Origin of the sequence: Loktanella sp. R86503 (genome assembly GCF_042466455.1) — a bacterium.
Lineage (GTDB): Bacteria > Pseudomonadota > Alphaproteobacteria > Rhodobacterales > Rhodobacteraceae > Loktanella.
In genome coordinates this window covers 191,723-214,707 of record NZ_JAXHCI010000002.1, presented here as the reverse complement: position 1 = coordinate 214,707, position 22,985 = coordinate 191,723, and the positions used below count along the sequence as shown (strand labels likewise).

General features: G+C 57.8%; 22 protein-coding genes. 9 read left to right on the top strand and 13 right to left on the bottom strand.

Features of this window, described 5'->3' with window-relative positions:
* Positions 1–23 precede the first annotated feature (23 nt).
* Genes SJY10_RS02065 through dnaQ form a run of 4 tightly spaced genes read left to right on the top strand, consistent with a single transcriptional unit; the run spans position 24 to position 2,728 of the window.
* Entirely contained in the window at positions 24–623 is a 600-nt protein-coding gene (locus tag SJY10_RS02065; RefSeq protein ID WP_386679353.1) for a Maf family protein, read from the top strand.
* Positions 620–1,453 (top strand): shikimate dehydrogenase, encoded by an 834-nt coding sequence (locus SJY10_RS02060; RefSeq protein ID WP_386679352.1) that lies wholly within the window; start codon positions 620–622, stop codon positions 1,451–1,453. The genes SJY10_RS02065 and SJY10_RS02060 overlap by 4 nt, the downstream gene beginning before the upstream one ends.
* Positions 1,450–2,040, top strand: coding sequence for a dephospho-CoA kinase (gene coaE / locus SJY10_RS02055; protein ID WP_386679351.1), 591 nt, complete (start codon positions 1,450–1,452; stop codon positions 2,038–2,040). The genes SJY10_RS02060 and coaE overlap by 4 nt, the downstream gene beginning before the upstream one ends.
* On the top strand, positions 2,033–2,728 hold the full coding sequence (gene dnaQ, locus SJY10_RS02050; protein ID WP_386679350.1) for a DNA polymerase III subunit epsilon: 696 nt from the start codon (positions 2,033–2,035) through the stop codon (positions 2,726–2,728). The genes coaE and dnaQ overlap by 8 nt, the downstream gene beginning before the upstream one ends.
* A gap of 6 nt (positions 2,729–2,734) precedes the next feature.
* Here dnaQ and secB read toward each other — a convergent pair whose 3' ends face one another.
* Together secB and SJY10_RS02040 are read right to left on the bottom strand one after the other, a co-directional pair.
* Positions 2,735–3,271: a protein-export chaperone SecB gene (gene secB / locus SJY10_RS02045; protein WP_386679349.1), complete on the bottom strand. Its 537-nt coding sequence runs from the start codon at positions 3,269–3,271 to the stop codon at positions 2,735–2,737.
* A 55-nt stretch (positions 3,272–3,326) separates the two neighbouring features.
* On the bottom strand, positions 3,327–3,818 hold the full coding sequence (locus SJY10_RS02040; RefSeq protein ID WP_386679348.1) for an FxsA family protein: 492 nt from the start codon (positions 3,816–3,818) through the stop codon (positions 3,327–3,329).
* 110 nt (positions 3,819–3,928) lie between these two features.
* On the opposite strand from SJY10_RS02040, the gene SJY10_RS02035 reads away from it, so the two are divergent.
* From SJY10_RS02035 to SJY10_RS02025, 3 genes are read left to right on the top strand one after another with little or no spacing between them, the layout of a single operon-like run.
* Complete coding sequence (locus SJY10_RS02035; protein ID WP_386679347.1) at positions 3,929–4,591, top strand: Tim44/TimA family putative adaptor protein; 663 nt, start codon at positions 3,929–3,931, stop codon at positions 4,589–4,591.
* The gene (locus SJY10_RS02030; RefSeq protein ID WP_386679346.1) at positions 4,588–5,619 is read left to right on the top strand and encodes a murein transglycosylase A; all 1,032 of its coding nucleotides are present in this window, start codon (positions 4,588–4,590) and stop codon (positions 5,617–5,619) included. The genes SJY10_RS02035 and SJY10_RS02030 overlap by 4 nt, the downstream gene beginning before the upstream one ends.
* Positions 5,619–6,197, top strand: coding sequence for a Smr/MutS family protein (locus SJY10_RS02025; protein WP_386679345.1), 579 nt, complete (start codon positions 5,619–5,621; stop codon positions 6,195–6,197). Before SJY10_RS02030 ends, SJY10_RS02025 begins: the two co-directional genes overlap by 1 nt.
* 145 nt (positions 6,198–6,342) lie before the next feature.
* Here the strand turns inward: SJY10_RS02025 and hslU are convergent, their stop codons facing one another.
* The 3 genes from hslU to hslV are packed head-to-tail and all read right to left on the bottom strand — an operon-like array spanning position 6,343 to position 9,262.
* Positions 6,343–7,641, bottom strand: a complete 1,299-nt coding sequence (hslU, locus tag SJY10_RS02020; RefSeq protein WP_386679344.1) for an ATP-dependent protease ATPase subunit HslU — start codon at positions 7,639–7,641, stop codon at positions 6,343–6,345.
* Between the two features lie 2 nt (positions 7,642–7,643).
* Positions 7,644–8,708 carry a hypothetical protein gene (locus SJY10_RS02015; RefSeq protein ID WP_386679343.1) on the bottom strand — a complete coding sequence of 355 codons (1,065 nt, stop codon included), beginning with the start codon at positions 8,706–8,708 and terminating at the stop codon, positions 7,644–7,646.
* On the bottom strand, positions 8,705–9,262 hold the full coding sequence (hslV, locus tag SJY10_RS02010) for an ATP-dependent protease subunit HslV (RefSeq protein WP_386679342.1): 558 nt from the start codon (positions 9,260–9,262) through the stop codon (positions 8,705–8,707). Before hslV ends, SJY10_RS02015 begins: the two co-directional genes overlap by 4 nt.
* A 102-nt stretch (positions 9,263–9,364) precedes the next feature.
* On the opposite strand from hslV, the gene SJY10_RS02005 reads away from it, so the two are divergent.
* Positions 9,365–10,411, top strand: coding sequence for a hypothetical protein (locus SJY10_RS02005; protein ID WP_386679341.1), 1,047 nt, complete (start codon positions 9,365–9,367; stop codon positions 10,409–10,411).
* On the opposite strand, the gene trxA is transcribed toward SJY10_RS02005, so the two are convergent.
* The 8 genes from trxA to regB all read right to left on the bottom strand — a co-directional run bounded on the left by trxA (position 10,349) and on the right by regB (position 22,240).
* Entirely contained in the window at positions 10,349–10,669 is a 321-nt protein-coding gene (gene trxA, locus SJY10_RS02000) for a thioredoxin (RefSeq protein WP_386679340.1), read from the bottom strand. The genes SJY10_RS02005 and trxA overlap by 63 nt on opposite strands.
* A 51-nt stretch (positions 10,670–10,720) precedes the next feature.
* Positions 10,721–14,092 (bottom strand): double-strand break repair helicase AddA, encoded by a 3,372-nt coding sequence (addA, locus tag SJY10_RS01995; protein ID WP_386679339.1) that lies wholly within the window; start codon positions 14,090–14,092, stop codon positions 10,721–10,723.
* Positions 14,089–17,043 (bottom strand): double-strand break repair protein AddB, encoded by a 2,955-nt coding sequence (addB, locus tag SJY10_RS01990; protein ID WP_386679338.1) that lies wholly within the window; start codon positions 17,041–17,043, stop codon positions 14,089–14,091. Before addB ends, addA begins: the two co-directional genes overlap by 4 nt.
* Positions 17,036–17,719, bottom strand: coding sequence for a nucleotidyltransferase family protein (locus tag SJY10_RS01985; RefSeq protein WP_386679337.1), 684 nt, complete (start codon positions 17,717–17,719; stop codon positions 17,036–17,038). Before SJY10_RS01985 ends, addB begins: the two co-directional genes overlap by 8 nt.
* Positions 17,716–18,666, bottom strand: coding sequence for an aminoglycoside phosphotransferase family protein (locus tag SJY10_RS01980; protein ID WP_386679336.1), 951 nt, complete (start codon positions 18,664–18,666; stop codon positions 17,716–17,718). The genes SJY10_RS01985 and SJY10_RS01980 overlap by 4 nt, the downstream gene beginning before the upstream one ends.
* Complete coding sequence (gene tsaE, locus SJY10_RS01975) at positions 18,659–19,126, bottom strand: tRNA (adenosine(37)-N6)-threonylcarbamoyltransferase complex ATPase subunit type 1 TsaE (RefSeq protein ID WP_386679335.1); 468 nt, start codon at positions 19,124–19,126, stop codon at positions 18,659–18,661. Before tsaE ends, SJY10_RS01980 begins: the two co-directional genes overlap by 8 nt.
* Before the next feature lie 57 nt (positions 19,127–19,183).
* Positions 19,184–20,755, bottom strand: a complete 1,572-nt coding sequence (locus SJY10_RS01970; RefSeq protein ID WP_386679334.1) for a PAS-domain containing protein — start codon at positions 20,753–20,755, stop codon at positions 19,184–19,186.
* 87 nt (positions 20,756–20,842) lie between these two features.
* Positions 20,843–22,240: a sensor histidine kinase RegB gene (gene regB / locus SJY10_RS01965; RefSeq protein WP_386679333.1), complete on the bottom strand. Its 1,398-nt coding sequence runs from the start codon at positions 22,238–22,240 to the stop codon at positions 20,843–20,845.
* Positions 22,241–22,336: 96 nt separating this feature from the next.
* Here regB and SJY10_RS01960 point away from each other — a divergent pair, with 96 nt between their 5' ends.
* Positions 22,337–22,942, top strand: coding sequence for an SCO family protein (locus SJY10_RS01960; protein WP_386679332.1), 606 nt, complete (start codon positions 22,337–22,339; stop codon positions 22,940–22,942).
* The last annotated feature ends 43 nt before the right edge of the window (positions 22,943–22,985 follow it).

The window sequence follows — 22,985 nt, the reverse complement described above, 5'->3', positions numbered from 1 at the left end:
CAACTTGTTCAAGAGTTTTCCACATGCCTGAACCCCTGATCTTGGCCAGCGGATCGGCGATCCGTGCTACGCTTTTACGCAATGCAGGGCTAAACTTTACAACTGCCCTGCCGCGGGTCGACGAGGATGCAATGCGCGATGCTTTGCGGACCGAAGGAGCCACGTCGAGAGATATTGCCGATGCTTTGGCAGAAATGAAGGCGGCAAAAGTCTCGGCGCGCAATCCCGGCGCGCTCGTGATCGGTTGCGATCAAATTTTGGCACAGGGTTCGCATATCCTGTCAAAGCCTGTGAACCAGGACGATGCAATTGCGCAGCTTTCGCAACTTCGCGGCAGCGTTCATCAGCTTCTGTCTGCTGCCGTCATTTATGAGAACGACAAACCGATCTGGCGCCATGTCGGTGTGGTTCGCTTACACATGCGCGACGCAAGTGATGCGTATCTGCGCGATTATGTATCGCGAAATTGGGAGGACATTCGGCACTGCGTCGGTGCCTACCAGATCGAAGCAGAAGGCGTGCGGCTCTTCCATCGCATTGAAGGTGATTATTTCAATATCCTTGGTCTGCCTTTGTTAGAGCTCTTGTCATATCTGACGCTGCGCGGAACAGTGCCAGCATGATAAAAACAGACTTTCCCCTTGCTGGCGTGATCGGAAACCCGATTGGTCATTCCCGTTCGCCGCTGATGCATAAACACTGGCTACGCCGCTATGGCCTGCCAGGTGATTACGTCCCGCTTCACGTGATAGAAGGCGATCTGGAACGCGTTCTTCGCACCCTGCCCCGTATGGGATTTGTCGGTACAAATGTAACACTGCCACATAAGACTGCAGCTCTTCAGATTGCCGACCACCAATCGGATCGGGCCACACTGATCGGTGCGGCAAATACCCTTACATTTCGGGATGACGGCAGTATTTTTGCAGACAACACTGATGGATATGGTTTCATGTCCAACGTGCGCCAAGGGGCGCCGAAGTGGGATCCGAAGTCCGGTCCTGCGTTTGTCCTGGGCGCAGGGGGCGCGGCACGTGCGATCATCGTCGCTTTGGCTGATGCTGGCGTTCCGCAGATTTTGCTGGCTAACCGTACGCGCGCAAAGGCAGAAGCGTTGAAAGCAGAGTTTGGACAACGCATTCGCATCGTCGAGTGGGTCAAGGTTGGCGACGTCATCGAGGACGCTGCAATCGTCATCAATACGACATCACTCGGAATGACAGGTCAACCGGCGTTGCGCGTCAATCTTGACAACTTACAACCGCACACAGTTGTCACCGATATTGTCTATTCTCCTTTACAGACGCCATTATTGCAGACTGCCGCTGCCATGGGGTGTGTTACTGTAGACGGGCTTGGAATGTTGCTACATCAAGGTGTGCCTGGCTTTGAACGGTGGTTTGGCAAGCGACCAGAAGTTGACGATGCCTTACGGGCTGCTGTTCTGGCATGACCCATTTTATCGGGCTGACCGGGTCAATCGGAATGGGAAAAAGCACGACAGCCGATATGTTCCGAGATTTCGGAATTCCTGTCTGGGACGCTGACGCTGCAGTTCACCGCCTTTATGATGTAGGGGGGGCTGCCGTTGGCGCGATTGGTAAGGTATTCCCCTCTGCTGTCGTTGATGGTTCTGTAAACCGCGCGGCGTTGAAGGATATTTTGAAAGCAGATCCAACATCCCTAGAAACTTTGGAAAGCATTGTTCATCCGCTGGTAAAAACAGACCGGGATGCCTTCATGGGCCAGCAAACCGGCGCGCTTGCCGTTCTTGATATTCCACTTTTGTTTGAAACAAAGGCAGATGCATGGCTCGATACCGTACTTGTGGTTTCTGCGCCTGCGAATGTTCAGGCAGCGCGGGTTCTGGCGCGGCCCGGCATGACACAGGAAACCTTTGACATGATCCGAAGCCGGCAAATGCCGGATGCTGAAAAGCGTGTTCGGGCTGATGTGGTAATCGAGACGCTGACACTGGACGACACCCGCCGCGCCGTGCAAAACCTGATACTAAAGCTGACAGGAAATACGCATGCGTGAGATCGTTTTAGACACTGAAACCACCGGTTTCGAGCCTGAAGACGGCGATCGTATCGTCGAAATCGGTGCGGTCGAATTGATTAACCACATGCCTTCTGGCCGGACTTATCATCAATACATCAACCCGCAACGATACATGCCGCAGGGCGCGTTCGAGGTGCACGGACTTGGTGACGACTTCCTGCGTGACAAGCCCGTTTTCGCGGCCATCGCACAGGACTTTTTGGATTTCATCGGGGATGACGCTAAATTGGTGATCCACAACGCCGCATTCGATATGAAGTTTCTGAATGCGGAACTAGGCTGGGTAAAAAAGCCGCTGATCGCCATGGACCGTGCGCTTGATACGTTAGCAATTGCGCGGCGCCGTTTTCCAGGATCACCGGCGTCCCTGGATGCACTTTGCCGCAGATTTGGCATCAATAACGACGCGCGAACCTTGCACGGCGCATTGCTCGACAGTGAAATATTGGCCGAAGTCTATCTGGAACTGATCGGCGGGCGTCAGCCTGACTTTGCTTTGTCTGCAAAATCCAACAAGACTGATACTGCGGAAACGACAACATCGTGGCGGGCTGCGCCCCGTGAAACCCCCCTGCCCTCTCGTCTCAGTGCAGAAGAAGCCGCCGCCCATGATGCTTTTGTAGCGAAATTGGGCGACGGTGCGTTGTGGAAACGGCTCAACTAAGCGGGCTTAATTGACCGGCTGTTCGGCCTGCATTTTTTTCTGCGCTTCGATCTGGGCTGCCAGCTTTGCGCGGTAAAGCGCGACGTAATCGAATTGCTCTAGGTTCAGTGACTGAAAACCACCTTCGCGCGTCAGGTCAGCGACTAGCTTTCGCACATAAGGGAATACCAGGCGCGGGCATTCGATCATCAGATACGGACCCATTTGATCGTCAGGCACGCCGCCAATCTGGAACACGCCAGCATAGTCCAGTTCCAGAACGAACAGCGTTTCGCCCTTTTCCTTAGTCTTGCTGGTAATGTTCAGCTTGGTGATGACCTCATACTGATCGTCGGCACCGCGCTTGCGGGCATCTACATCGACGCGGGCCTGAATATCCGGCGTTGCATCGCCAGTGATACCCTTCTGGGCCAGAATGTTTTCGAATGACATATCGCGCACGTATTGCGCGATTATCCGGTTCGTCACGACGGGCGGCTGCGCCGGCTTTTGCGTTGCCGTGTCTTGGGGCGCTGCGTCTTGCGATGTTTCGTTTTCAGCCATCTGAGGTCTCCTCAACTCTAATTACGGCAAGGCATAACAGGCAGCCGCAAGTTGCTCAATGGCGTGTCCAGCCCGATGCTTCATGAGTTGGACGCTTGTCGGGATCGATGGTTTCAAATTCGCCGTCAATGACGCGGTCGTCTGGTCCATCGTATCGCGGGCGTGGCTGCTGACCCTGCGGTCCCATTTCAAATTGCGCGAACCGCACACGGGACTTGATAGCCTGAAACGCGCGGGCCCTGATTCCCGGCACCAGCAGCGCAAAACCGCATGCATCCGTAAAAAAACCGGGCGTCAGCAGCAAAGCGCCTGCAAACAGGATCATGGCACCATTTGCCAGTGGCTCTGCCGGGTCTTGCAGCGTCGAAAAGGATTGGCGCAGCCGCCCCAGCTCGGCGGCACCTTGTGTCCGTACCAGATAGGATCCCAGAACAGCGGTCAGCAGTACGATTGCCAGGGTTGGCCACAAGCCAATTAGGCCGCCAACCTGAATGAACAGGGCGATTTCAATCAGCGGGATCGCGATAAAAGCCAGAAGCAGTCGCATTTGTGGGTCCTTTGGTCACGGGCGCAGGCGCATAGGTGGACTTGGCCTGTTGTGACACCTACATAGGAAACACAATCGACGGTTTCCAGCCGCTCCCGAAAGAGGATCCTATGAACGCACCGATCATCCAGCTGCTTGTTCTTGCCGGTATTGCCCTTTTCCTGATCCTGCGTCTGCGCGGCGTTCTTGGCACGCGCGAGGGTTTTGAAAAGCCGAAAGTCCCGGTTGATCAGATCAAATCCGATCCACGCCGCAGCAACTTCGAGGTTATCGAAGGCGGGCCTGATCGTGACATTACCGATCACGCCGCCGAAGGCAGCGATACTGCTCAAGCTTTGACCGCGATGAAGCGGGTCGATCCGTCGTTCAATGTCTCTCAATTCCTCACAGGTGCCCGTTCCGCTTATGAAATGATCCTCATGGCGTTCGAGCGGGGCGATCTGGACGAGGTGAAAAACTTCATCTCTCCGGAGGTATTCGAAGCGTTCGAATCCGTTGTGCACCAGCGCGCCGATCAAGGTCTGACAGTTACGGCCACCTTTGTTGGCATAAGTGATTTGGCGCTGAAGGAAGCGACCTTTGACCCTCAGACGAAAGAGGCAGAGCTGACGGTCCGCTTTACCGGTGAAATGACGTGGGTTGTCCGCGATCACGGTGGCGATATCGTCGACGGTGATGCCAACGCGATCAAGCGGCAAAAGGACGTCTGGACCTTTGCACGCGTGATGGACAGCAACGATCCGAACTGGCGGCTTGTTGCCACTGGCGAATGATCGCAAGTCTGGCGCGAACGGCCTTTGTGGCCCTTGGCATGACGGGGGCCGCCATGGCTGAACCAAGCTATACGTTTTTAACCTTCGACGATCTTGATGGCTGGGCCGATGATGATCACGCCGCTGCGCTGGATGTTTTCACCCAGACCTGCGGCGATATCGACCGGCCCGAATGGGCGCAACTGTGTACCTTTGCCAAGGATGGCCCGGCTGCCCGCGATTATTTCGAAACGTTTTTTCAACCTGTCCTGATCGAAGACGGCGAACCGATGCTGTTTACGGGCTATTACGAGCCTGAAATCGCAGGCAGTTTGACGCCCGATGACACCTACCGCTTTCCGATCTATCGCTTGCCGGGTGACGGCACCGAAGGCACCTATAGCCGCCGAGAGATTGAGGAGTCCCTGCCCTACGCCAATCGCAATTTAGAAATTGCATGGCTGGCTGATCCGGTCGATCTGTTTTTTCTGCAGGTCCAGGGGTCTGGCCGGATCAGGTTGCCGGACAACCGGATGATCCGCGTCGGCTATGCTGGAAAGAATGGGCGCAATTACACCTCAGTCGGGCGGGCGCTTGTTGATCGCGGCATCTATACGCTGGATCAAGTGTCGTCTCCTGTTATTCGCCAATGGGTTAAGGATAACTCAGAAGAAGGCCAATCGCTTCTTTGGCTGAACGATTCTTACGTCTTTTTCCGTCCGATAGACGAAGTTCCGCCGGAAAAAGGCCCGCTTGGCGCGATGAACAGATCAATTACGCCGATGCGCAGCATTGCAGTCGATCCCGCGATTACCCTGCTGGGCGCGCCGGTCTGGATCGAAAAGGAAGGTGTTGCGCCCCTACGCCGCCTGATGGTGGCGCAGGATACCGGATCGGCGATCAAAGGAGCCCAGCGTGCCGATGTCTATTATGGAACCGGCGACGCAGCCGGTGCCGCCGCTGGCGCGGTCAAGGATCCGGGCCGCATGGTCGTGCTGATGCCGATTTCGTATGCTTTGGCCAAAGTAACTGACCCGCTGGATTACTGATGCGACGGCCCCGGCATCTTTCGCCTGACGACAAAGCTGTCTGGGATCACGTCCGCAGCCAGGTCAAACCTTTGCACCCGGTCCAAAAACCTGCGCCAGAGGAAAAGCCTGCACCCGTAGCCGCAAAAATGTCAGCACGCCCGCCTGTTGCTGCGTTCAAAGCCGGGATCAAGGCCGATGTCGCCCGTCCCAATGATATCTTGCCGCCCCTGCGCGAACGCCTACGCAGCGCTCCTGTCACTATGGACGCGAAGAACTTTATGCGAATGAAGGCAGGCAAACTAAAACCCGAGGGTCGCCTTGATCTGCACGGCATGTACCAAGACGAAGCTTATCCGGAACTGATTGCGTTCATCCTGAATGCACAGGCCGCCGGCAAGCGGCTTGTGTTGGTCATAACCGGCAAAGGCCGGCTGGATGATGGCTGGGGGCCAGAGGGGCGCGGTGTGTTGCGCCGGTATGTGCCGCAGTGGCTCAAACTTCAGCCGCTTGCACCTGCAGTATTGGAAGTTCGCCCTGCTCACCTGAAACACGGTGGTGACGGGGCCTATTACGTCTACCTGCGCCGCAGGAAATGACCGCGGCACCACACGTTGCCGGGATCGCATTGCAACGTAGGCTCAAACGAATTCGGCAGCATTGAAACACAGGGTCCAAGACGGCGCGAACACAATGCATGACGCTTAAGCAGTGTGTCCGCGCTGCAAGATCCGTAGCGGTAACTTATAGCACGTAACGCGACAAATCCGTGGATCGGGACATGGCCCCGACATGCTTTTCAACAAAGGCCGCATCGATCACGATCTCTTCGCCGCCCCGGTCTGGCGCGGTAAAGGACAGATCTTCGAATACCCGTTCAATGACGGTATAAAGCCTGCGGGCACCAATATTTTCGACGCTTTCATTCACTTCCGCTGCAATCTTTGCCAGCTCTGCAATGCCGTCCGTAGAAAATGTGACCGTCAGATCCTCGGTCTTCATAAGGGCAGAATACTGCAACGTCAGCGCGTTGTCCGTTTCCGTCAGAATGCGGACAAAATCGTCCTCTGTTAGGGCTTGCAATTCGACACGGATGGGCAGACGGCCCTGCAATTCGGGCAACAGATCGGATGGTTTGGCCACATGGAACGCGCCAGAGGCGATAAACAGGATGTGGTCCGTCTTGATCGGCCCATGTTTGGTGCTGACGGTTGTGCCTTCGATTAGGGGCAGCAAATCACGCTGCACACCTTCACGCGAAACATCGGCACCACGGGCGTCTGATTTCGCGCAGACCTTATCAATTTCGTCCAGAAACACGATGCCTGACTGCTCTACCGCCTCCAGGGCGGCCTTTGTCACGCTTTCGTCGTCCAGCAGTTTGTCCGCTTCATCCGCGATCAGCACGTCATAGCTTTCTGCAACGGTCATGCGCTTTTTCACAGTGCGACCGCCTGACATTTTACCGAACATATCCGCTAGATTCATCATACCGGGCTGTTGACCCGGAATTTCAAAACCGCCCAGCGGGTTGGATGTGTCGGTAAGCTCCAACTCGATCACGGTGTCATCCAGCAAACCGTCCCGCAGCTTTTTGCGGAACAGATCACGCGTACCTTCGCGCGCGTCTTTTCCGGCGACTGCTGTAATGACGCGTTCCATCGCCGCATCAACAGCTTTTGACTTCACATCTTCACGCATCCATTCGCGTGTTTCCACGATGGCGCTTTCCACTAGGTCGCGGATGATCTGTTCGACATCGCGGCCAACATAACCGACTTCCGTGAATTTGGTTGCCTCGACCTTGATGAAAGGTGCGCGGGCCAGTTTTGCCAAACGGCGGCTGATTTCGGTTTTTCCGACGCCTGTCGGTCCGATCATCAGAATGTTTTTGGGATACACTTCGTCGCGCAGGTCGTCGCCCAACTGCTTGCGCCGCCAGCGATTACGCAGGGCGACGGCAACAGCCCTTTTCGCATCGTTCTGGCCGATGATGTAACGGTCCAGTTCGGACACGATTTCGCGGGGGGTCAGGTCTGTCATGATCAGTCCTTTGTTGAATGGGTTGGCGGTAACCGGTGCAGGGGCAAAACCCCTGCCAATGGCCGCAAGAGGATGGCGCGAATGGGTTGCCAAAAGGCACCGAGCGTTAAAAGCGCGATACCAAGTATCAGGATCGGCGTGGCTGCATTGCCCGGTTCAAACACCGTCAGCGATAGGGTGACGATATAACCGATAGCGGCGATCAAAAATGAACGGCGGTCAATCACGATGGCAACGGCCGCAAAGAATGCGAGCACGCCCAATAGGATCAAGTTCGATGTGGCGGACCCTTGGTCCAGCAGCGACAGCGCAATTGTGTTCACAAGCGCCGGGGCTGCGACCAGATGTAACCAGAACCCATTGGACGACCGACGCGTCACGCGGTGAGGGTCAGACATGTCAAACCACATCGCAACGGCAAAAACAGCGAAGCCAACGATCAACGTGATCCAAGCAAAAGGTCCGCTGGCGGAAAGTTTGAACATTTCGGTCCATGTTGCGGGTGTGCCGCGGGCAATTGCAGCAAAAAGGATTGCGTTGGCAAAGATACCAACGGCAACCACTGCCAATGCGAACGGCACGCGAAAACGGACCCAATAGATTAGAACGGCAAATGTCGCGCAAATGGCAGGCCAGGGCAGGCTTGTCAGGTCACGTTGCATCACCATAAAGGGTTCGGCAAAGTGGGCGGTGAACGTGCCTAGCGCCGTTATGGCAAAGAATATGCAAAGCACGATTGACGGTGCCACCATCCTGCGGCGCCGCACAAAGTATTCCGACAGCGCCCAAATCACAGCAGCCGTCAGCGCGCCGATCGCTAGGGCGCTGGCCGCTTGCTGCGTCAGAAACAGGCCGAATGTCGCGCTCCATCCAGCGGCAAGAATACACAGACCAACGACGATAAAAATTTCGTTGAAGCCTTTGAACAGCTCGAACGGTTCGTCGATCTGCCGTAGGCCGGTCTGCGCCGCATGCCGGCTTTGGGCTAAAGCAGTCAAAGACACGGCCTGCGCCTCAGAGATGACCCCGGCAGCAGTTGCAGCACGCAGGTCGTCGCGGTCTATCATGCCGGAATGGACTCCACCGTCAGTTTGCCGTTGGTGTAAACGCAGATGTCGGATGCAATCGCCATTGCTTTACGTGCAATCGCCTCGGCGTCCAGATCGCTGTCCATCAGTGCCCGTGCCGCAGCAAGGGCATAGTTCCCGCCGGAACCGATCGCAGTAACATCATGTTCCGGTTCCAGCACATCGCCTGCACCGGTAATAACGTAAAGATCCCGGCCGTCCGTGACGATCAGCATTGCTTCGAGCTTTTGCAGATATTTGTCAGTGCGCCAGTCTTTCGCCAATTCGACACTGGCGCGCTGAAGCTGGCCCGGGGTTGCTTCCAGCTTCTTTTCTAGCCGTTCCAGCAGCGTAAAGGCATCGGCAGTTGATCCGGCAAACCCGACGATCACATCATTGCCTTTCACACTTAACCTGCGGACCTTGCGCGCGGTGCCCTTGATAACGGTCTGGCCAAGGCTGACCTGCCCGTCGCCCGCGATGACGACTTTGCCACCCTTGCGCACACCGATGATCGTGGTCCCGTGCCAGCCAGGGAAATCTTCGCGGCTCATGGATACCTCTTGTGTTAAGTTCATTGGCTATATGGACACCGGACCTGTCCGGGGCAAGGTCAGGCCTTGATTGCACCTAGGCAGGGCCATAGCGTCTGCGTCATGGACCAACCCTTTGACGTGACCTTTTATCTCGACCCCGGCCTGCTCGAAAGTGCGCAGGCTGGAAAGCATAATTTTATCAACTTGATCGTCAGAACTCTGTCAGATGCCGGTATGCGGGTGTTCTATCATCCCAATTCGGAAAAGGCGCGCCGCGCTTCGCAGGATTTGCCGGGCTATGCCCTGTTTCACATGGATGATCCGACACACCCGCGCGCGTTGACGCTGCGGCGGTCCTATTACTACCCGTTTTGGCAGATTGAATCCTCTGGCCGGCGCTGGGAATGGAAGGTTGCCGTTACTTCGTTTCGACCGGATGACATCGAACAGGCAGAGGCACGGCGGTTTGCCAATTTCTGGCGCAAACGGTTGTATCCGGTTGCCAGCACCGCGCCGGTATCAGACGGGCCGGTCTATATCCCGCTGCAAGGCATGATCCGGAAACATCGCAGCTTTCAAAGCTGCAGCCCGCTGGTCATGGTTGCAAAAACGGCAGAACGGTTTGCCGAAAACGAAGTCATTTTGACCCTTCACCCGAATGAAGTTTATTCCAATGCCGACCGCCGTGCCTTGCAGGATGTGTCGGCGCAATATCCGAATATCACGATCAGTCGTCAGGACATGGTAACATGTCTGAATGCCTGCAAACTGGTTGTTACGCAAAATTCCAGCGTCGCGTTTGCTGGATTTTTCTTTCACAAACCGGCGGTTTTGTTCGCGCAGATAGATTTCCACCATATTGCAGGCAATGTGCCCCGCGACGGCGAGGATCGCGCCTTTGCTAACTGGCGCAGTGGTGCCGCGTTCGACGCTTATATCTGGTGGTTTCTGCAACACATGTCGATCAACGCAGGGCGACCTGCCGTAGAAGCGCGCGAAAAGATCGCCAGTGTTTTATGGGACAACGGTTGGCCCGTTTGTCAACACATCGCAAAGAAAGGCGCCCCAAGCGGGACGCCCTTTGATGTTCTGTCGCTGCAATCTTTAGATTGCGTCTTCGATCCAGCCTTTGATCGATGCTTTTGGTGCCGCACCGGCTTTGTTTGATACGACTTCGCCGTTCTTGAACACGAACAGCGCCGGAATACCGCGGACGCCCATCTGGGCGGGGGAGTTCGGGTTTTCGTCAACGTTCACTTTAACGATCTTGATCTTGCCAGCCATTTCTTCGCTGATCTCTTCCAGGGCCGGGCCGATCTGCTTGCACGGGCCGCACCATTCGGCCCAAAAGTCGACCACGACAGGGATGTCGGACTGGCGCACTTCGGCGTCAAAGGTGGCATCGGTGACAGCAACGGTAGCCATGGGGCTTCTCCAATCGGATGAATGTATCAGGGGCTGAACCTAGGAACGCGGCTAGGGAAGGTCAAGGCTGCACCGGGCCAATGCCGCAGATGTCAGGGCAGGGGGCAGACCCATCAAAACCGCATCGCGAGTCCAGAGAATGGCCGTTTCAATAACGCGGTCTGGGTAGATCTGCGCCAACGCAGCGGCATAGGCCCCCATTTGACGCAGCAAACCCTCTGGTACCTGATCGGGACCGGCGGGCAAGTTGCGGTTCGTTTTAAAGTCGATGGCCGTAACCTTATCCGGCGTAACAATCAGCCGATCGATACTGCCGTGCATCCGCCCCAGCCCGGGTAGATCTGCCGTAATATCAACCTCTGCCAAAGTGTCCGGGGCATATAGCGCCGACAAATGCGGTGCATCGATCAGGGCAAGCGCCGCATCAATCAGATCGCCCGTTTCAACGGTATCCCCGTCAGGATAGGCCGCAACTAAGCGGTCAGCAACAAAGCGTCGGTCATCGGCAGGCAGGGCAGGCAGGTGTTCCAGTAGCAAATGCAGCAGACTGCCGCGCAGCAGGGCATCCGCATCGCCATCGTTAAATTCACCAGCCAGCGTCTTGTCGCCGCCTAGCTCTGATGGTGACAGCGTTGTTGGCCTTGCAGCGTCGGGCAGGGGCTCCAACAGCTCTGCCAGACGGCGGGTTACATCGCGATTGTCGCGGGGCAGCACGGGGCCGGCAAACCAATCGCCGTGTTCCACGCGTTGTACGGTCAAATCGCCGGCCAGCGCCTCTGCCGCGCCGGCTTGGCCCATCCCCGCCGTGACGATATCGTACCACGCATCGCCGGATCGACCTGTCTCGCCTGCCGCACCTACGATCAGCCAGCTTTCGGCGCGGGTCATGGCGACGTAAAGCAGGCGCAACCGCTCGCGGGCCTGCGCTTCTGCCATGTCGTCCACGCGGCCCGCCATTGCTGCAGGCATATGCGCCTTTGCCGCTTTCCACAAAGGGACATCGCCGGGCAATACCTGTGATTTTACGTCATTCTTGCGTTCCGCCGTATCCGGCAGGATCACGATCGGTGCTTCTAGCCCCTTGGAACCATGCACAGTCATCACCCGAATCTGATCGCTTTGCGCGTCGATCTGCCGTTTGACCGTCAGATCGTCCGTATCCATCCAGGTTAGAAAACCCGTCAGGCTGGGCGTATTATCGGACTCATAGGCCAACGCCTGCGCCAGCAGGGCATCAATGCCATCCTCAGCCTCGTTTCCTAGCCGCGCCAGCAAGGCTTGCCGCTTGCCGTGCCGCACCAGAATGCGGGCAATCAGATCATAGGGGCGCAGAAAATCGGCCTGATCCAAAAGGTCGCGGATAACGGCTTTCGTATTTTCGAACCCATCTGCATCACGCAGGGCTGGCCACAGATAGCCCCCTTGCGGGCGGTAATGCGCCAAGCTGAAAAGATCCTGCTCGCTCCACCCGAACAGAGGAGAGCGGAGCGCGGAAGCAAGCGAAAGGTCATCCTCTGGCAGCGCCAGAAACCGCAGCAGTGCGGCAATATCCTTGACCGCTAGTTCGCCGCCCACGCGCAGCACGTCTGCACCAGCAATAGGCAGGCCGGCCTGTTTGCAGGCGCGAATAAGCTCGGGAAACAGCAACTGCTGACGGCCCTGCACAAGGATCAGGAAATCGCCTGCCCGGATCGACCGCCGCGCAACGCTGCCGTCCTTCTGTTTCACGGGCAGCGTCTCGTGATGGATCATGCGCTTGATTTGCGCGGCAACCCGGTCAGCCATCTGCACATGGTGATGATCCTCGCTAACCTCGTCTACAGGGGCGAGCCAGTCATCATCGGGGTCGACCTCTGCCTTTTCGGGGCTGATGACAGGCCACAGATCGACCCGCCCTGGCATGTCCGCGTTGAACGCAATGTGCTGCGACACATCGCCAAGCCCCTCGGCGCGATCGCGCACAAACGTCTCGTCCACAACCCGCAGGATCGCGGCAGAGGATCGGAACGAATGCGCCAGCGTGCGGGTCTGTAGCGGGTCATCGATTTGCGCCAGCGCGGTGTCGAAGTAGTCGCGCATCCGGTCGAATTCAGCCGGGTCGGCACCCTGAAACGAATAGATCGACTGCTTTTTGTCACCCACAACAAACACAGTGCGGCGCGTATCTCGCGCACCCTCGCCGCTGACAAATTCGCGCGTCAGATGCTGCACAACGGCCCATTGCCCGGGCGATGTATCTTGCGCCTCGTCCACCAGCAGATGGTCGATGCCGCCGTCCAGCCGGAACAGAACCCAAGCGGCCACGGCCTTGTCTGTCAAAAGGTCGCGTGCCTTGCCGATCAGGTCGTCGAAATCCAGCACGCCCATCGCTGTTTTGCGCGCGGTATAATCCTGCACGAACACATGGGCGAAATCATGCAGCGCTGCGCTGCGGTCAAAGGCCATCAGCGCTTGGCGATCCTCGCGCAGGGCGGCGACCGTTTCCATCAACCCGGCAAGCGCATCCGTCAGGTCAGGATGCGCCGTCCGCACGCCCTTTGTTGGAAAGCTTTCGGTCTTGGGGCCAAAGGGGTTCTTGGTCTTTTCGCCAAACAAAAATACGTCTTCTAGGATCATCAAATCCGCCACACCGGGGGTGGATGTATTCACACCCTCCAGCTTGTCAGCGGCTTTGTTGTCCATTGAACCGCCCGTGCGGCAGGCGGTGATCAGGTCGCGAATAATTTCGGCTGTGTCCGCGTCAAACACCTGCGCAAGCAAACGATCCATCGTCTGCCCCGGCGCAATCCCAAGCGATGCCCGCAAGGCATCCCTGTCACAGGGCGCGGCAAAATCGGGGGCGCGGCCAGCCAGTTCGCGGATCAATCTATCTAGGTCGCCGCCGCCATAATGCCGCAGCACAGTCCCCAGCAAATCTGCCTGCGATCCCGATGCAATCTCGTCCAGCACCGCATCACGCATCAAAGCGGCAGTGCGATCCTCGATCTCTTTGAAATTGGGGCTGACCCCGGCTTCTAGCGGAAAGCGCCGCAGGATGCTGGCGCAGAACGAATGGATTGTCTGGATTTTCAGGCCGCCCGGCGTTTCAATCGCACGCGCAAACAATCGGCGCGCGGCTGACAGCTTGTCCGGCGCAATCACCCCGTTCACGCCAAGGTTCGCCAAATCGTGGCGCAGGGCCTTGTCGTCCAGCATCGCCCAAGCGCCAAGGCGTTTGAACAATCGGTTCTGCATCTCGGCTGCGGCGGCTTTTGTATAGGTCAGGCATAGGATGTTTTGCGGCGATACATCCTCTAGCAACAACCGCGCCACACGGTCCGTCAGAACGCGGGTCTTGCCTGATCCGGCGTTGGCCGACAGCCATGTCGACAGTGTCGGATCAGCGGCAGAGACCTGGTTTTGTGTCGCATCGTCGCGGATCATGTCAGCACCACTTTTACAGCCGCATCCGCATCGGTCCATTCGCCATAGCGGGACAGATGGTCATAATAGCTGTCATAACTTGTCACTGCAGGTGCACGCCGCGCGACGTAACCCCAGTCCACTTGCCGGGTCATCGTCAGAAACGTCACAAGCTCTGCCCAGACTTTGGTGGGGGGATGATCGTCAAGCGGCGCAGGCACCGTTTTCATCGCCGCGTTAAAGCCCAGAAACGCTGCCCCCGCGACATTGCGTGTGCCGACAGCGGCAAAGGCACCGCGTTTTGTGGAAAAGGCACCACGCTCGACCATCGCAGCCTCAAGAAGTAGCTGTTTATCAAATCGCACCTGCTGTTTTTCCGTCGGGATCGCACCAGTCTTGTAGTCATATATAATAACTGCACCGCTTGCGGTTTCGTCCATGCGATCAGCCTTGCAGGTCAGGCGCATGTCGGGGCCGGGAACAGTGATCTCTCCCCACGCCTCTAACGCAAGCAGTTGCCCGGCTTGCTGACGCTGCGCCTCGTCCGCCAGAAAACCGTGGGCGAGGGATTGCAACTGCGTCATCCATTGCAGGCGCACGGTCGGCCAGGGGCACTGCGCGGCTAGCACGTTGCGGGCGACGCCCATGAACTGATCGTATGCGCCGGGCGCACTGGCATCCGGGCGCTGGGCGATGAACTTTTCTAGTATCTCGTGAAAAATCGTGCCTTTCATCGGGACATCTGCATCCGCCAGTAGCGGATCAAGCGCCCGCAGGCGCAGAACCTTTTGCGCGTAAATGACGAAAGGATCGCGGTAGAGCGTTTTGATCTGCGTGACAGAGATATCCTTGGGCCGCGCAGCAACAGGCGGGCAGGGCGCAGGCCGCGTGGCGCGGGCGATTTCCTGCACAGGGGCAGAAACGGCGACGGCCCGTGCGATCCATTCATTGCCCCGCGCACGCATCTGTTCCAGCGCCTCTGGCCCGTGCTGATCGGGCAGGCCGGACATCAGGTTCGTCAGGCGGTTCACCCAGCGCGACGGCACCGTTTCCGCGTCGCTGCTGCGCCGTGATCGCGTGATCACAACCTGCGGCGCGCAGGCCGCTTGCTGGTAATCATGCGCGGACAGGCCGATCTGCCGTTCTGGCAAAAGCAGGCCAGCCTTTTGCCGCATGGCGCGGTTGAGCCAAGGGTCTGGTTTTGGCGTACCCGGCCAGACGCCATCATTCAGCCCGCCAAGGATCACCAGATCGGCGCCGCCCACTCGCGCCTCTAGCGTGCCCCAAATCAGGATGCGCGGGTCGGTCGCCTCCGGCTCTCGGACCTGTCCTTGGGCCAGCAGCGTACGAAACAGCGCGGTATAGTCGCGCAGGTCCAAATCGCCGCCCGCATCCGCGTCGCGGGCCAGCGCATCGCAAATCCCCTTGGCCGCTTTGCCGGGTGCCTGCAGGAACAATTCGCCGCTGCCTTTGGCGTGCGGGCCAGCGGCAAGCATAACAGTCGCGGTCAGATGTGTCTCTAGATGATCGGCAATCGGCAGGGTGCCATCATGGCCTAACAGGGTGACGACCTGCCCGACCCATGTGCCCCATTCAATCTGTTCGTCAGGCGCATTTTTCACCCCTGCCGCCCAGTCGGATACGGTTTGCGGACCAATGAAGGGCGGGCCATGCCGGCGCAGATGCAGCTCTAACTCTCGAGTCCAAAGCAGGTGCTGATTGCGGTCCGGGCTGGCGGTATGCGTCAACGGGTGTTTCAGCAGAACCAGCAGCGCCTCTGCTGTTATATCCCCGCCCATGGCGTCCATCACATGGGTTAGCAACCGTCCCGGTGCCGACAGCGCAAGCGGCAGGCCGGCGCTGTCGTCGGCGCGGATTTGCCAGCGATCCAGCGCCGCCGCGACTTGCCGTGTCAGCATCCGGTCAGGGGTGATCAGCGCGGCGGTTAATCCATCGGCCGCGGCTTGGCGCAGGCGCAGGGCAATCGTTTCAGCCTCGATCCTTGGGCTGTCGGTTTCGATTAACGTGACTTGTGTCGTGGCATCGCGCAAATCGCCTAAATCCGCGCCCTCTGCCCGCCATTGGTCCGTGACCGGGGCAGGGCGTAACGATAGCGAAATCAGTTTGTTACGCGCAGATGAAGGCGGCGGGGTGGGGGCCCAATCCTGCACGTCTTTGGCAGTCACATTCAGCGCCTGCATCATCTTGGCAAAGCGGTATTGCGGATGATCCTCATGATGCAGCGCATCGTCCAGCCCGTCCCAAACGGATTGCGGCATATCGCGGTCAAAGCCGGGCAGGACGATGGCACCTTGCGGCAGCCGCGACACCGCCTGCATCAAAAGCGCGGTTGCCCCGCGCGATCCGGTTGAACCTGCAATGATGATCGGTTCCGCCGGTGGCTGCGCCTCCCACCGGGCGATCATTGCCTTGACGACAATCCGCTGCCGCGCGGCGGCGTCGGGGGCATCGAAACCGTCGATAAAATACGCCTGCAAAATGTTCAGAAAGGTAAGCGAGCGCTGCCAATGCCCCGATTGATCGCTAACGTCCAGATCAGCAAGCGAAGCGGGATCAACGCCTTCGCCGTGCATTTCATCCATCAAGGATGCAAGGCTATCGGACAGATCGAACAGGGCCGACCGGGGTGCAAGCTCTGGCGCGGCATCCAGCAAGCGGCTGACTGCGCGCGAAAGTTCCAGCCGCCGCCGCAATCCGGATACGGGAACGGGCAGGCCTGCCAGTGTCCCCTCGAACGCCAGATCGGTGACAAGCTGCACGCGTGGCAGCAGCCGTGCGGGGCCCGCGTCAAAAACGGACCGGATGCGCCGCTGCATCCGCGAAGTGTTCACGAAAAGCCGCACGCGGCTTAGGTCGCCAAATCGTTCCGTCAGCCCGTCCACAAGGCCCGTCGCAAAATCTACTCCCGGCTGCAGGCCGAAAACGCGGGGCTGGTCGGTGGGGTCAAACATCGGGGGCCTGAAGCATCTGTTCAGCAAGGGGAATGCAATCGGGGCGGCCAACATCGCACCAGCGGCCGTCATAGCTGATGCCGTAAAGCCCGCCGCGCTGTGCCATCTCGTTCCAGATCAGGTTCAGGGAAAAGGCATCCATCGGCACATCGCCCAACCGGTCGGTGCGCATAATCTGCGCCCCTGTGTAAATCAGTGCCGGGGCGCGGTTCAGGCGGCCATCGGGTGCGATTGCGAAATCACCCTTGCCGACATGTCCGGCAACCCGCGCGGGGGGCACCAAAAGCAAAAGCGCCTCCATCTGCGGCTGCCAGGCACCGGCAAGCTGCGCCAGCGGGTTCGGCCCATGCCAAACAGCATCGGTATTCAGTGTCATCACCGGACCAGTGCCTAGAAGCGGCAAGGCGTGGCGCAGCCCGCCGCCGGTTTCCATCAAGGGATCCTCTGCCGAAATCGCAACGTTGCGGCCGGCAAGGTGGGTGCGCACCATGCCCGCTTTGTAATGCACATTGACGACGCGGCGGTCGACCTGCGGCACATTCGTCAGGTCCAGCGCATGATCCAAAAGCGTTTTATCTGCGACGCGGATAAGCGGCTTTGGCCGGTCTGCCGTCAGCGGTGCCATACGCGTGCCCATTCCGGCCGCGAACAACATGACAGAGTATATTGCGGTCATGGGCGATCCTTTGGCGGGGGCAGGGTGGCAACCACAACCTTTTGCAAATCATGCAGCGCGGGATGCTGCAGGTCGCACATCAAAGCGTCCCAGACAGACGGAAGAAATGCGGCGTAGCGAGTTTTGCCATTGGCGACCAGCCGCGCAAAAACGCCTAAAATTCGCAGGTTGCGTTGTGCCCCAAGGGTGGCAACCTGCGCTGCGAACAACGCAGGTTCAGTGTTTGTCGCAGCAGAAAACCGCGCCAACTGCCGTGTTACCTGCGCAGGGGGCACAGGCCTGCGGATATCGCGAAGCAGGGACGCCAGATCATAGCCGCGGGGCGCGATGAAAGCGTCCTGAAAATCAAGCAGCCCGACACGGTCCAGCCCCATCCGCTCTGATCGCCAGATCAGGTTTTCCGCATGATAGTCACGCAGCGCCATTGCGTTGGCATCGGGCGCATTGGCGCGCAGCGCAACGTGTACGGCGTTGACCAGCGGCGCAGCATCGCAGGCGTAATAGGTCTGCGCCGTAATAGCGACCATATCGGCACCAACATCAGGCGTCATTTGTGCCAGATCAGGTGGTGGTGCCTTTCCGTCCAGCGCGATCAGCACATCGACGGCGGCATCATAAAGCTGATCCTCGGCGACGGCATTGGCTGCTTCTGCAATGGTTTGTGGGCCAAGATCGTCAATCAGCAGCAAGCCGCGTAGTGTATCCCGGCGCAGGATACGGGGCGCAGTCAGGCCGTTTGCGCAAAGCCATTCGGCGATGGCGACAAATGGCGCAACAGCTTCGCCCTTGGCTGGATCAGCGTCCATCAGAATGACGCTGTCCCCGTCCGGCCCTGTCAGGCGCAGATATCTGCGGTTAGACGCATCCCCCGCCAACGGTTTTAGGGTCCAGTCCTGCCAAGGTGTTCCGGCAACAAATGCCGCTGCGCGCGCCAACAGTTCAGACATGCAGGCTTCCTAGCATATCCTGCCAGCGCGCACCGCCGGTCAGCGTTAAAAGATGATGGTCGACTTCAGCCGTAAAATGGCAAAGCAGCGCATCTGCCGGCACATCACGCCCAAGCCTGTCAGGCCATTCAATCAGACAGATCGCGTCCCGAAAGGCATCATCAAGCCCAAGTTCCAGCACTTCTTGCGGATCGGTCAGACGATACAAATCACAGTGCCAGATTTCGACGTCACCCGCGTCATAGGTCTGCACCAGCGTAAAGGTCGGTGATGGCACATCCTCTTTTGGTAATTGCAGTTTGGCGCGAATGAAAGCGCGGGCAAAGGTGGTCTTGCCCGCTCCGATATCGCCTTGCAGCAAAAGCGTGTCACCAGCCCCCGCTGCCGATGCGATATGACCGGCCAATGCGGCGGTCGCATCGGCGTCAGCCAGCAGGATACGTTTAAAAGGAAAAGCCATGCCACCAGAGTAATTGACGGCGTGGCCGCTGCAAGCCTAATCCGTCATATCATACGGTCAGGCATAAACTTGACGCGGTGGCTGCGGACTGTTTTCCAGCTGCGCCACGGCAGAAGCAAAACGCACCATGGTCATACCGCCTGCAATCGCTTGCACCGCGCAATCCAGATGGCTTCCGTTGGGTAGCACCAGCGCTTCTGACACATTGGGGCTGGCAAATCGTATCTGGCTAAAGTTTTCAAGGTTCTGCCAAAGGCCAGACGGACCGCAGCGGGCCTTCCAAACACGCAAGGCGCCACGCAGATCCTGGACCAGCATCTGAGGTTCGTCTTCTCGCTTCCAAAGTGTATCATAAGCTGCATTCGTCATCACCAGCGTATTGCTGGGCGAGAAAACGGCGATTGCGTCGGGCAGGGCATTCACGACGGCTTGGCAAGTTTCAATCTCGGCCCGGAAATGACGGGTCAGGGATACTTCGGCGGTGATGTCTTCAAACAAAAAGGCCAATGCACCATCAGGATGGGGCCGTCCGGTGACGCGATAGGTCTGCCCGTCCGGCATTTCCCATAGCTCTGAATAGGTGCCGTTCTTGGCGGCAGCTTCCAGGGCGGAAAACTGTTCCTTCCAGGTTTTGTAATCTTTGGGTTCGGGCAGTTTCCGCGTTTCGCGCAGGCGGTGCAGCACCATATCAATGGTGGGCCGTGTCGACATGAACCCAAAGGCCAAGCCGGTCATATCAAGAAGGGCAGGATTGAAGGTTGCCAATTGCCGTTTGCGGTTAAAAATGGCCAGTCCTGTGGAAAGCTGGGCAAAGGTTTTCGCAAGCGTTTGTTGAAACTCCTGCTGGGCCCTTTCGGCGCGCACGGCGGCATTAGCATCTATGGCAAAGTAAATGACTGATCCGTCCTGCGGCACAGCGGTAATATCAAACCAATGCTCTGCCCGCTCACCCGGAAGCTGCAATGCATGACGCCCGCCGAATGTCCGCGGATCGTTCGGCAGAGGCGGTGGAATGTCGACGAAAAGCCGCTCTCCGGGCCAGACGCGGCCACTGCGATCATCGTCCGGCATAAGGCGGTCAGCATACGACAGATAGGCCGCGTTTGCCCAAATCAGATGCCCTTGCGGGTCTTCCGTCCAGATCAGCTGCGGCGTGTCGCGGGTTATAAGACGCAGCATGTTCAACTCGTCCAGAATGGATTCCCGTTCCAGATCCTCGTACCGGCGGGTGGCGGCTTCAACACCGGGTGCGTGTAGGGCAATGCGCAGCAATCCTTGACGTTCAGATAAGGTCAGACCCAGTCCGGCATCACCAGTTGCAGTCAAGTTCACGCTGCAACCGCTTCCCAGTGTCGATAACGTCTCTTTCAAGGTTGGAAACTGGCGCGATAGAACGGCGATGACTGCATCGCGGTCCGATTGCCCTGCCTGGCTGTTGGCAATCAACGCGGCCCCACTGGGTGAGGCATCAATCAAGGTATCACGTTCGAATAAAAAGGCTGGCGTTTGCACGTCGGGCAATGACTTGGCCGGAACCTTCGGGCCGGCAAAGGCATAGTTTCGCAAGGCTTGATATGCTGCGAATAGTCCAAACAGGGCAAAGCTGCCCGCGGCGAAAAAACGTATCAACTCGTCCGTTAAAAGCATTCGTATCTCCCCGGTCGTATCAACTTCAAATTGAAGGAACCGGGTTAACGCAGGCTTAACGAATCTAAATCAATCCAGAATTAATTGGTTTTTGCCTAAAATCGGATAGTTGCCCTGATCGGTCGAGGTCAACGCCTTCATCGGCCATGTCACTGTGACGATCGCACCGGTACCCAGATCGGTGTTTTGCCCTGCCGGCATGCGCCGTTGACCGTTGGCGAACAGCAACTGCGCGCCTGACCGTTCCAGCAATGTCTTGGCGATAAACAGTCCAAGCCCCATGCCATCATAGCCCGGTCGCCGCAGTCCATCCAAGGTTACACGTCTGCGTTGTACAAATGGGTCACCGATCCGGCCGATGACCGATTGCGGAAAGCCGTGGCCATCGTCGGCGATACGCACAAAGATCTGGCTATCCGACCACCGTATATCAATCGCGATCTGTGTCTGGGAAAAATCGACCGCGTTCTGGATCAGGTTGCGCAACCCATGTATGACTTCGGGCCGGCGCAGAATGACGGGCTGCGGCAGGGTACAGCCGTTTTCCGCCGCAATGTCGAAACTAACGTTCCGTCCGCGCTGCAGATGCGGTTCTGCCGCTTCTTTCACGACCGTTTCCAGTGGGGCAGATCGCAGATGCAGATCGTCTTTTCCTGCGCGGCCCATTGAATGGAGGATATCGCGACACCGGTCAGCCTGAGAGCGAATCAGTTCAGCATCTTCGCGCATGTCAGGATGCTCGGCAAGGTCGTCGATCAGCTCATTACTGACCAGCTTGATCGTGGCCAGCGGTGTGCCAAGCTCGTGCGCGGCGGCGGCGACAACACCCCCCAAATCGGTCAGCTTCTGCTCTCTGGCTAAGGCAAGTTGCGTTGCCAGCAGGGCGTCACCCATGGTGTTCATTTCTGTCGTGACCTGTCGGGCATAGATCCCGAGGAAGATAACGCCGATCACCAGCGAAGCCCAAAAACCGAAGTGCAGCAGCGGCGGTAACAGTAAAAGCGTGCCGTCAGCGACCTGCAGCGGCACAAAAGTGAAAAAGATTGCGGTAATCATGCCGATAGCAAGCAGCCCCAGCAGCACAAAGCTTAGTAAATGCAGGACTGTGGCGGCAATGATGACAGGCGCAAGGATCAGCAAGGCAAACGGGTTATGCAGCCCGCCCGTCAGATACAACAGCACCCCAAGCTGCACGATATCAAAGGCCATCATTGCGCTGGCTTCGCGTTCCGAAAGCCGTTTGTTTTCAGGATATATGAAGCTGGTGACCAGATTGGCGATCATCGCCGCACCGATCGTCATGGCAGAAGGTCCCGCTTCGATCTTGATACCGAAATAACGGGTGGCGATGACGATCGCGATAATCTGCCCGCCAATAGCGCACCATCGTAGGATCAGCAAAGTCCGCAGCCGGACCCAATTGCTTCGCTCACGGTCTTGCAGAATATCCGTGTCGTCGCTGGTCATTATGAAATCCTGGATCAAGTGGATGTGCTGGCGAACCCCATTGTTACGGGGGCCGGGATGCGCGATCAATGCGACGCTTTGGATAAGGACACCCCTATGAAACGATTGACCGCAATTCTGGCCGGTGGCGCAACGCTCGCCTTGCTTGGGGCGACTTTGGTGGTGACGACTGGACGCAATAGCGCAGTGTCTTGTTTCGCGTCGACTGCCGCAGGTGCCGACATTGGGGGCCCGTTCACGCTTGTTAACGGCGCGGGGGAAACCGTGACTGACACTGACGTCATCACCGAACCTACCCTGATTTATTTCGGCTACAGCTTTTGCCCTGACGTTTGCCCTATCGACAATGCGCGCAATGCGCAGGCCGCTGATCTGCTGGCAGAGGCGGGTCACAGTGTCACACCCGTGTTCATTACCGTCGACCCGGCCCGCGATACACCAGAGGTCATGGGGGATTATGTCCAGAATTTTTCCGATAAGATGATTGGCCTGACGGGTAGCGCAGAACAGGTAAAAGCTGCCGCGGATGCGTACCGCGTCTTTTTTTCAAAGGGTGATGATGACCCCGACTATTATCTGATGAACCATTCTGTCTTTACCTACCTGATGATGCCGGACACAGGGTTTGCCGGCTTTTTCCGCCGCGAAGAAAGCCCGGAGCAGGTGGCAGATCAGGTTTCCTGCGCCATCGGTGCCAGTTGACCGCAGAGGCGAAAAGCCTAACTCAGAGCAAACATTCAAGGAG

What these genes read in the sequence shown, in the direction of transcription:
- SJY10_RS02065 (WP_386679353.1), top strand. Translation starts at nt 24, where the DNA reads ATGCCTGAACCCCTGATCTTGGCCAGCGGATCGGCGATCCGTGCTACG.
- SJY10_RS02060 (WP_386679352.1), top strand. Translation starts at nt 620, where the DNA reads ATGATAAAAACAGACTTTCCCCTTGCTGGCGTGATCGGAAACCCGATT.
- coaE (WP_386679351.1), top strand. Translation starts at nt 1,450, where the DNA reads ATGACCCATTTTATCGGGCTGACCGGGTCAATCGGAATGGGAAAAAGC.
- dnaQ (WP_386679350.1), top strand. Translation starts at nt 2,033, where the DNA reads ATGCGTGAGATCGTTTTAGACACTGAAACCACCGGTTTCGAGCCTGAA.
- secB (WP_386679349.1), bottom strand. Translation starts at nt 3,271, where the DNA reads ATGGCTGAAAACGAAACATCGCAAGACGCAGCGCCCCAAGACACGGCA.
- SJY10_RS02040 (WP_386679348.1), bottom strand. Translation starts at nt 3,818, where the DNA reads ATGCGACTGCTTCTGGCTTTTATCGCGATCCCGCTGATTGAAATCGCC.
- SJY10_RS02035 (WP_386679347.1), top strand. Translation starts at nt 3,929, where the DNA reads ATGAACGCACCGATCATCCAGCTGCTTGTTCTTGCCGGTATTGCCCTT.
- SJY10_RS02030 (WP_386679346.1), top strand. Translation starts at nt 4,588, where the DNA reads ATGATCGCAAGTCTGGCGCGAACGGCCTTTGTGGCCCTTGGCATGACG.
- SJY10_RS02025 (WP_386679345.1), top strand. Translation starts at nt 5,619, where the DNA reads ATGCGACGGCCCCGGCATCTTTCGCCTGACGACAAAGCTGTCTGGGAT.
- hslU (WP_386679344.1), bottom strand. Translation starts at nt 7,641, where the DNA reads ATGACAGACCTGACCCCCCGCGAAATCGTGTCCGAACTGGACCGTTAC.
- SJY10_RS02015 (WP_386679343.1), bottom strand. Translation starts at nt 8,708, where the DNA reads ATGATAGACCGCGACGACCTGCGTGCTGCAACTGCTGCCGGGGTCATC.
- hslV (WP_386679342.1), bottom strand. Translation starts at nt 9,262, where the DNA reads ATGAGCCGCGAAGATTTCCCTGGCTGGCACGGGACCACGATCATCGGT.
- SJY10_RS02005 (WP_386679341.1), top strand. Translation starts at nt 9,365, where the DNA reads ATGGACCAACCCTTTGACGTGACCTTTTATCTCGACCCCGGCCTGCTC.
- trxA (WP_386679340.1), bottom strand. Translation starts at nt 10,669, where the DNA reads ATGGCTACCGTTGCTGTCACCGATGCCACCTTTGACGCCGAAGTGCGC.
- addA (WP_386679339.1), bottom strand. Translation starts at nt 14,092, where the DNA reads ATGATCCGCGACGATGCGACACAAAACCAGGTCTCTGCCGCTGATCCG.
- addB (WP_386679338.1), bottom strand. Translation starts at nt 17,043, where the DNA reads ATGTTTGACCCCACCGACCAGCCCCGCGTTTTCGGCCTGCAGCCGGGA.
- SJY10_RS01985 (WP_386679337.1), bottom strand. Translation starts at nt 17,719, where the DNA reads ATGACCGCAATATACTCTGTCATGTTGTTCGCGGCCGGAATGGGCACG.
- SJY10_RS01980 (WP_386679336.1), bottom strand. Translation starts at nt 18,666, where the DNA reads ATGTCTGAACTGTTGGCGCGCGCAGCGGCATTTGTTGCCGGAACACCT.
- tsaE (WP_386679335.1), bottom strand. Translation starts at nt 19,126, where the DNA reads ATGGCTTTTCCTTTTAAACGTATCCTGCTGGCTGACGCCGATGCGACC.
- regB (WP_386679333.1), bottom strand. Translation starts at nt 22,240, where the DNA reads ATGACCAGCGACGACACGGATATTCTGCAAGACCGTGAGCGAAGCAAT.
- SJY10_RS01960 (WP_386679332.1), top strand. Translation starts at nt 22,337, where the DNA reads ATGAAACGATTGACCGCAATTCTGGCCGGTGGCGCAACGCTCGCCTTG.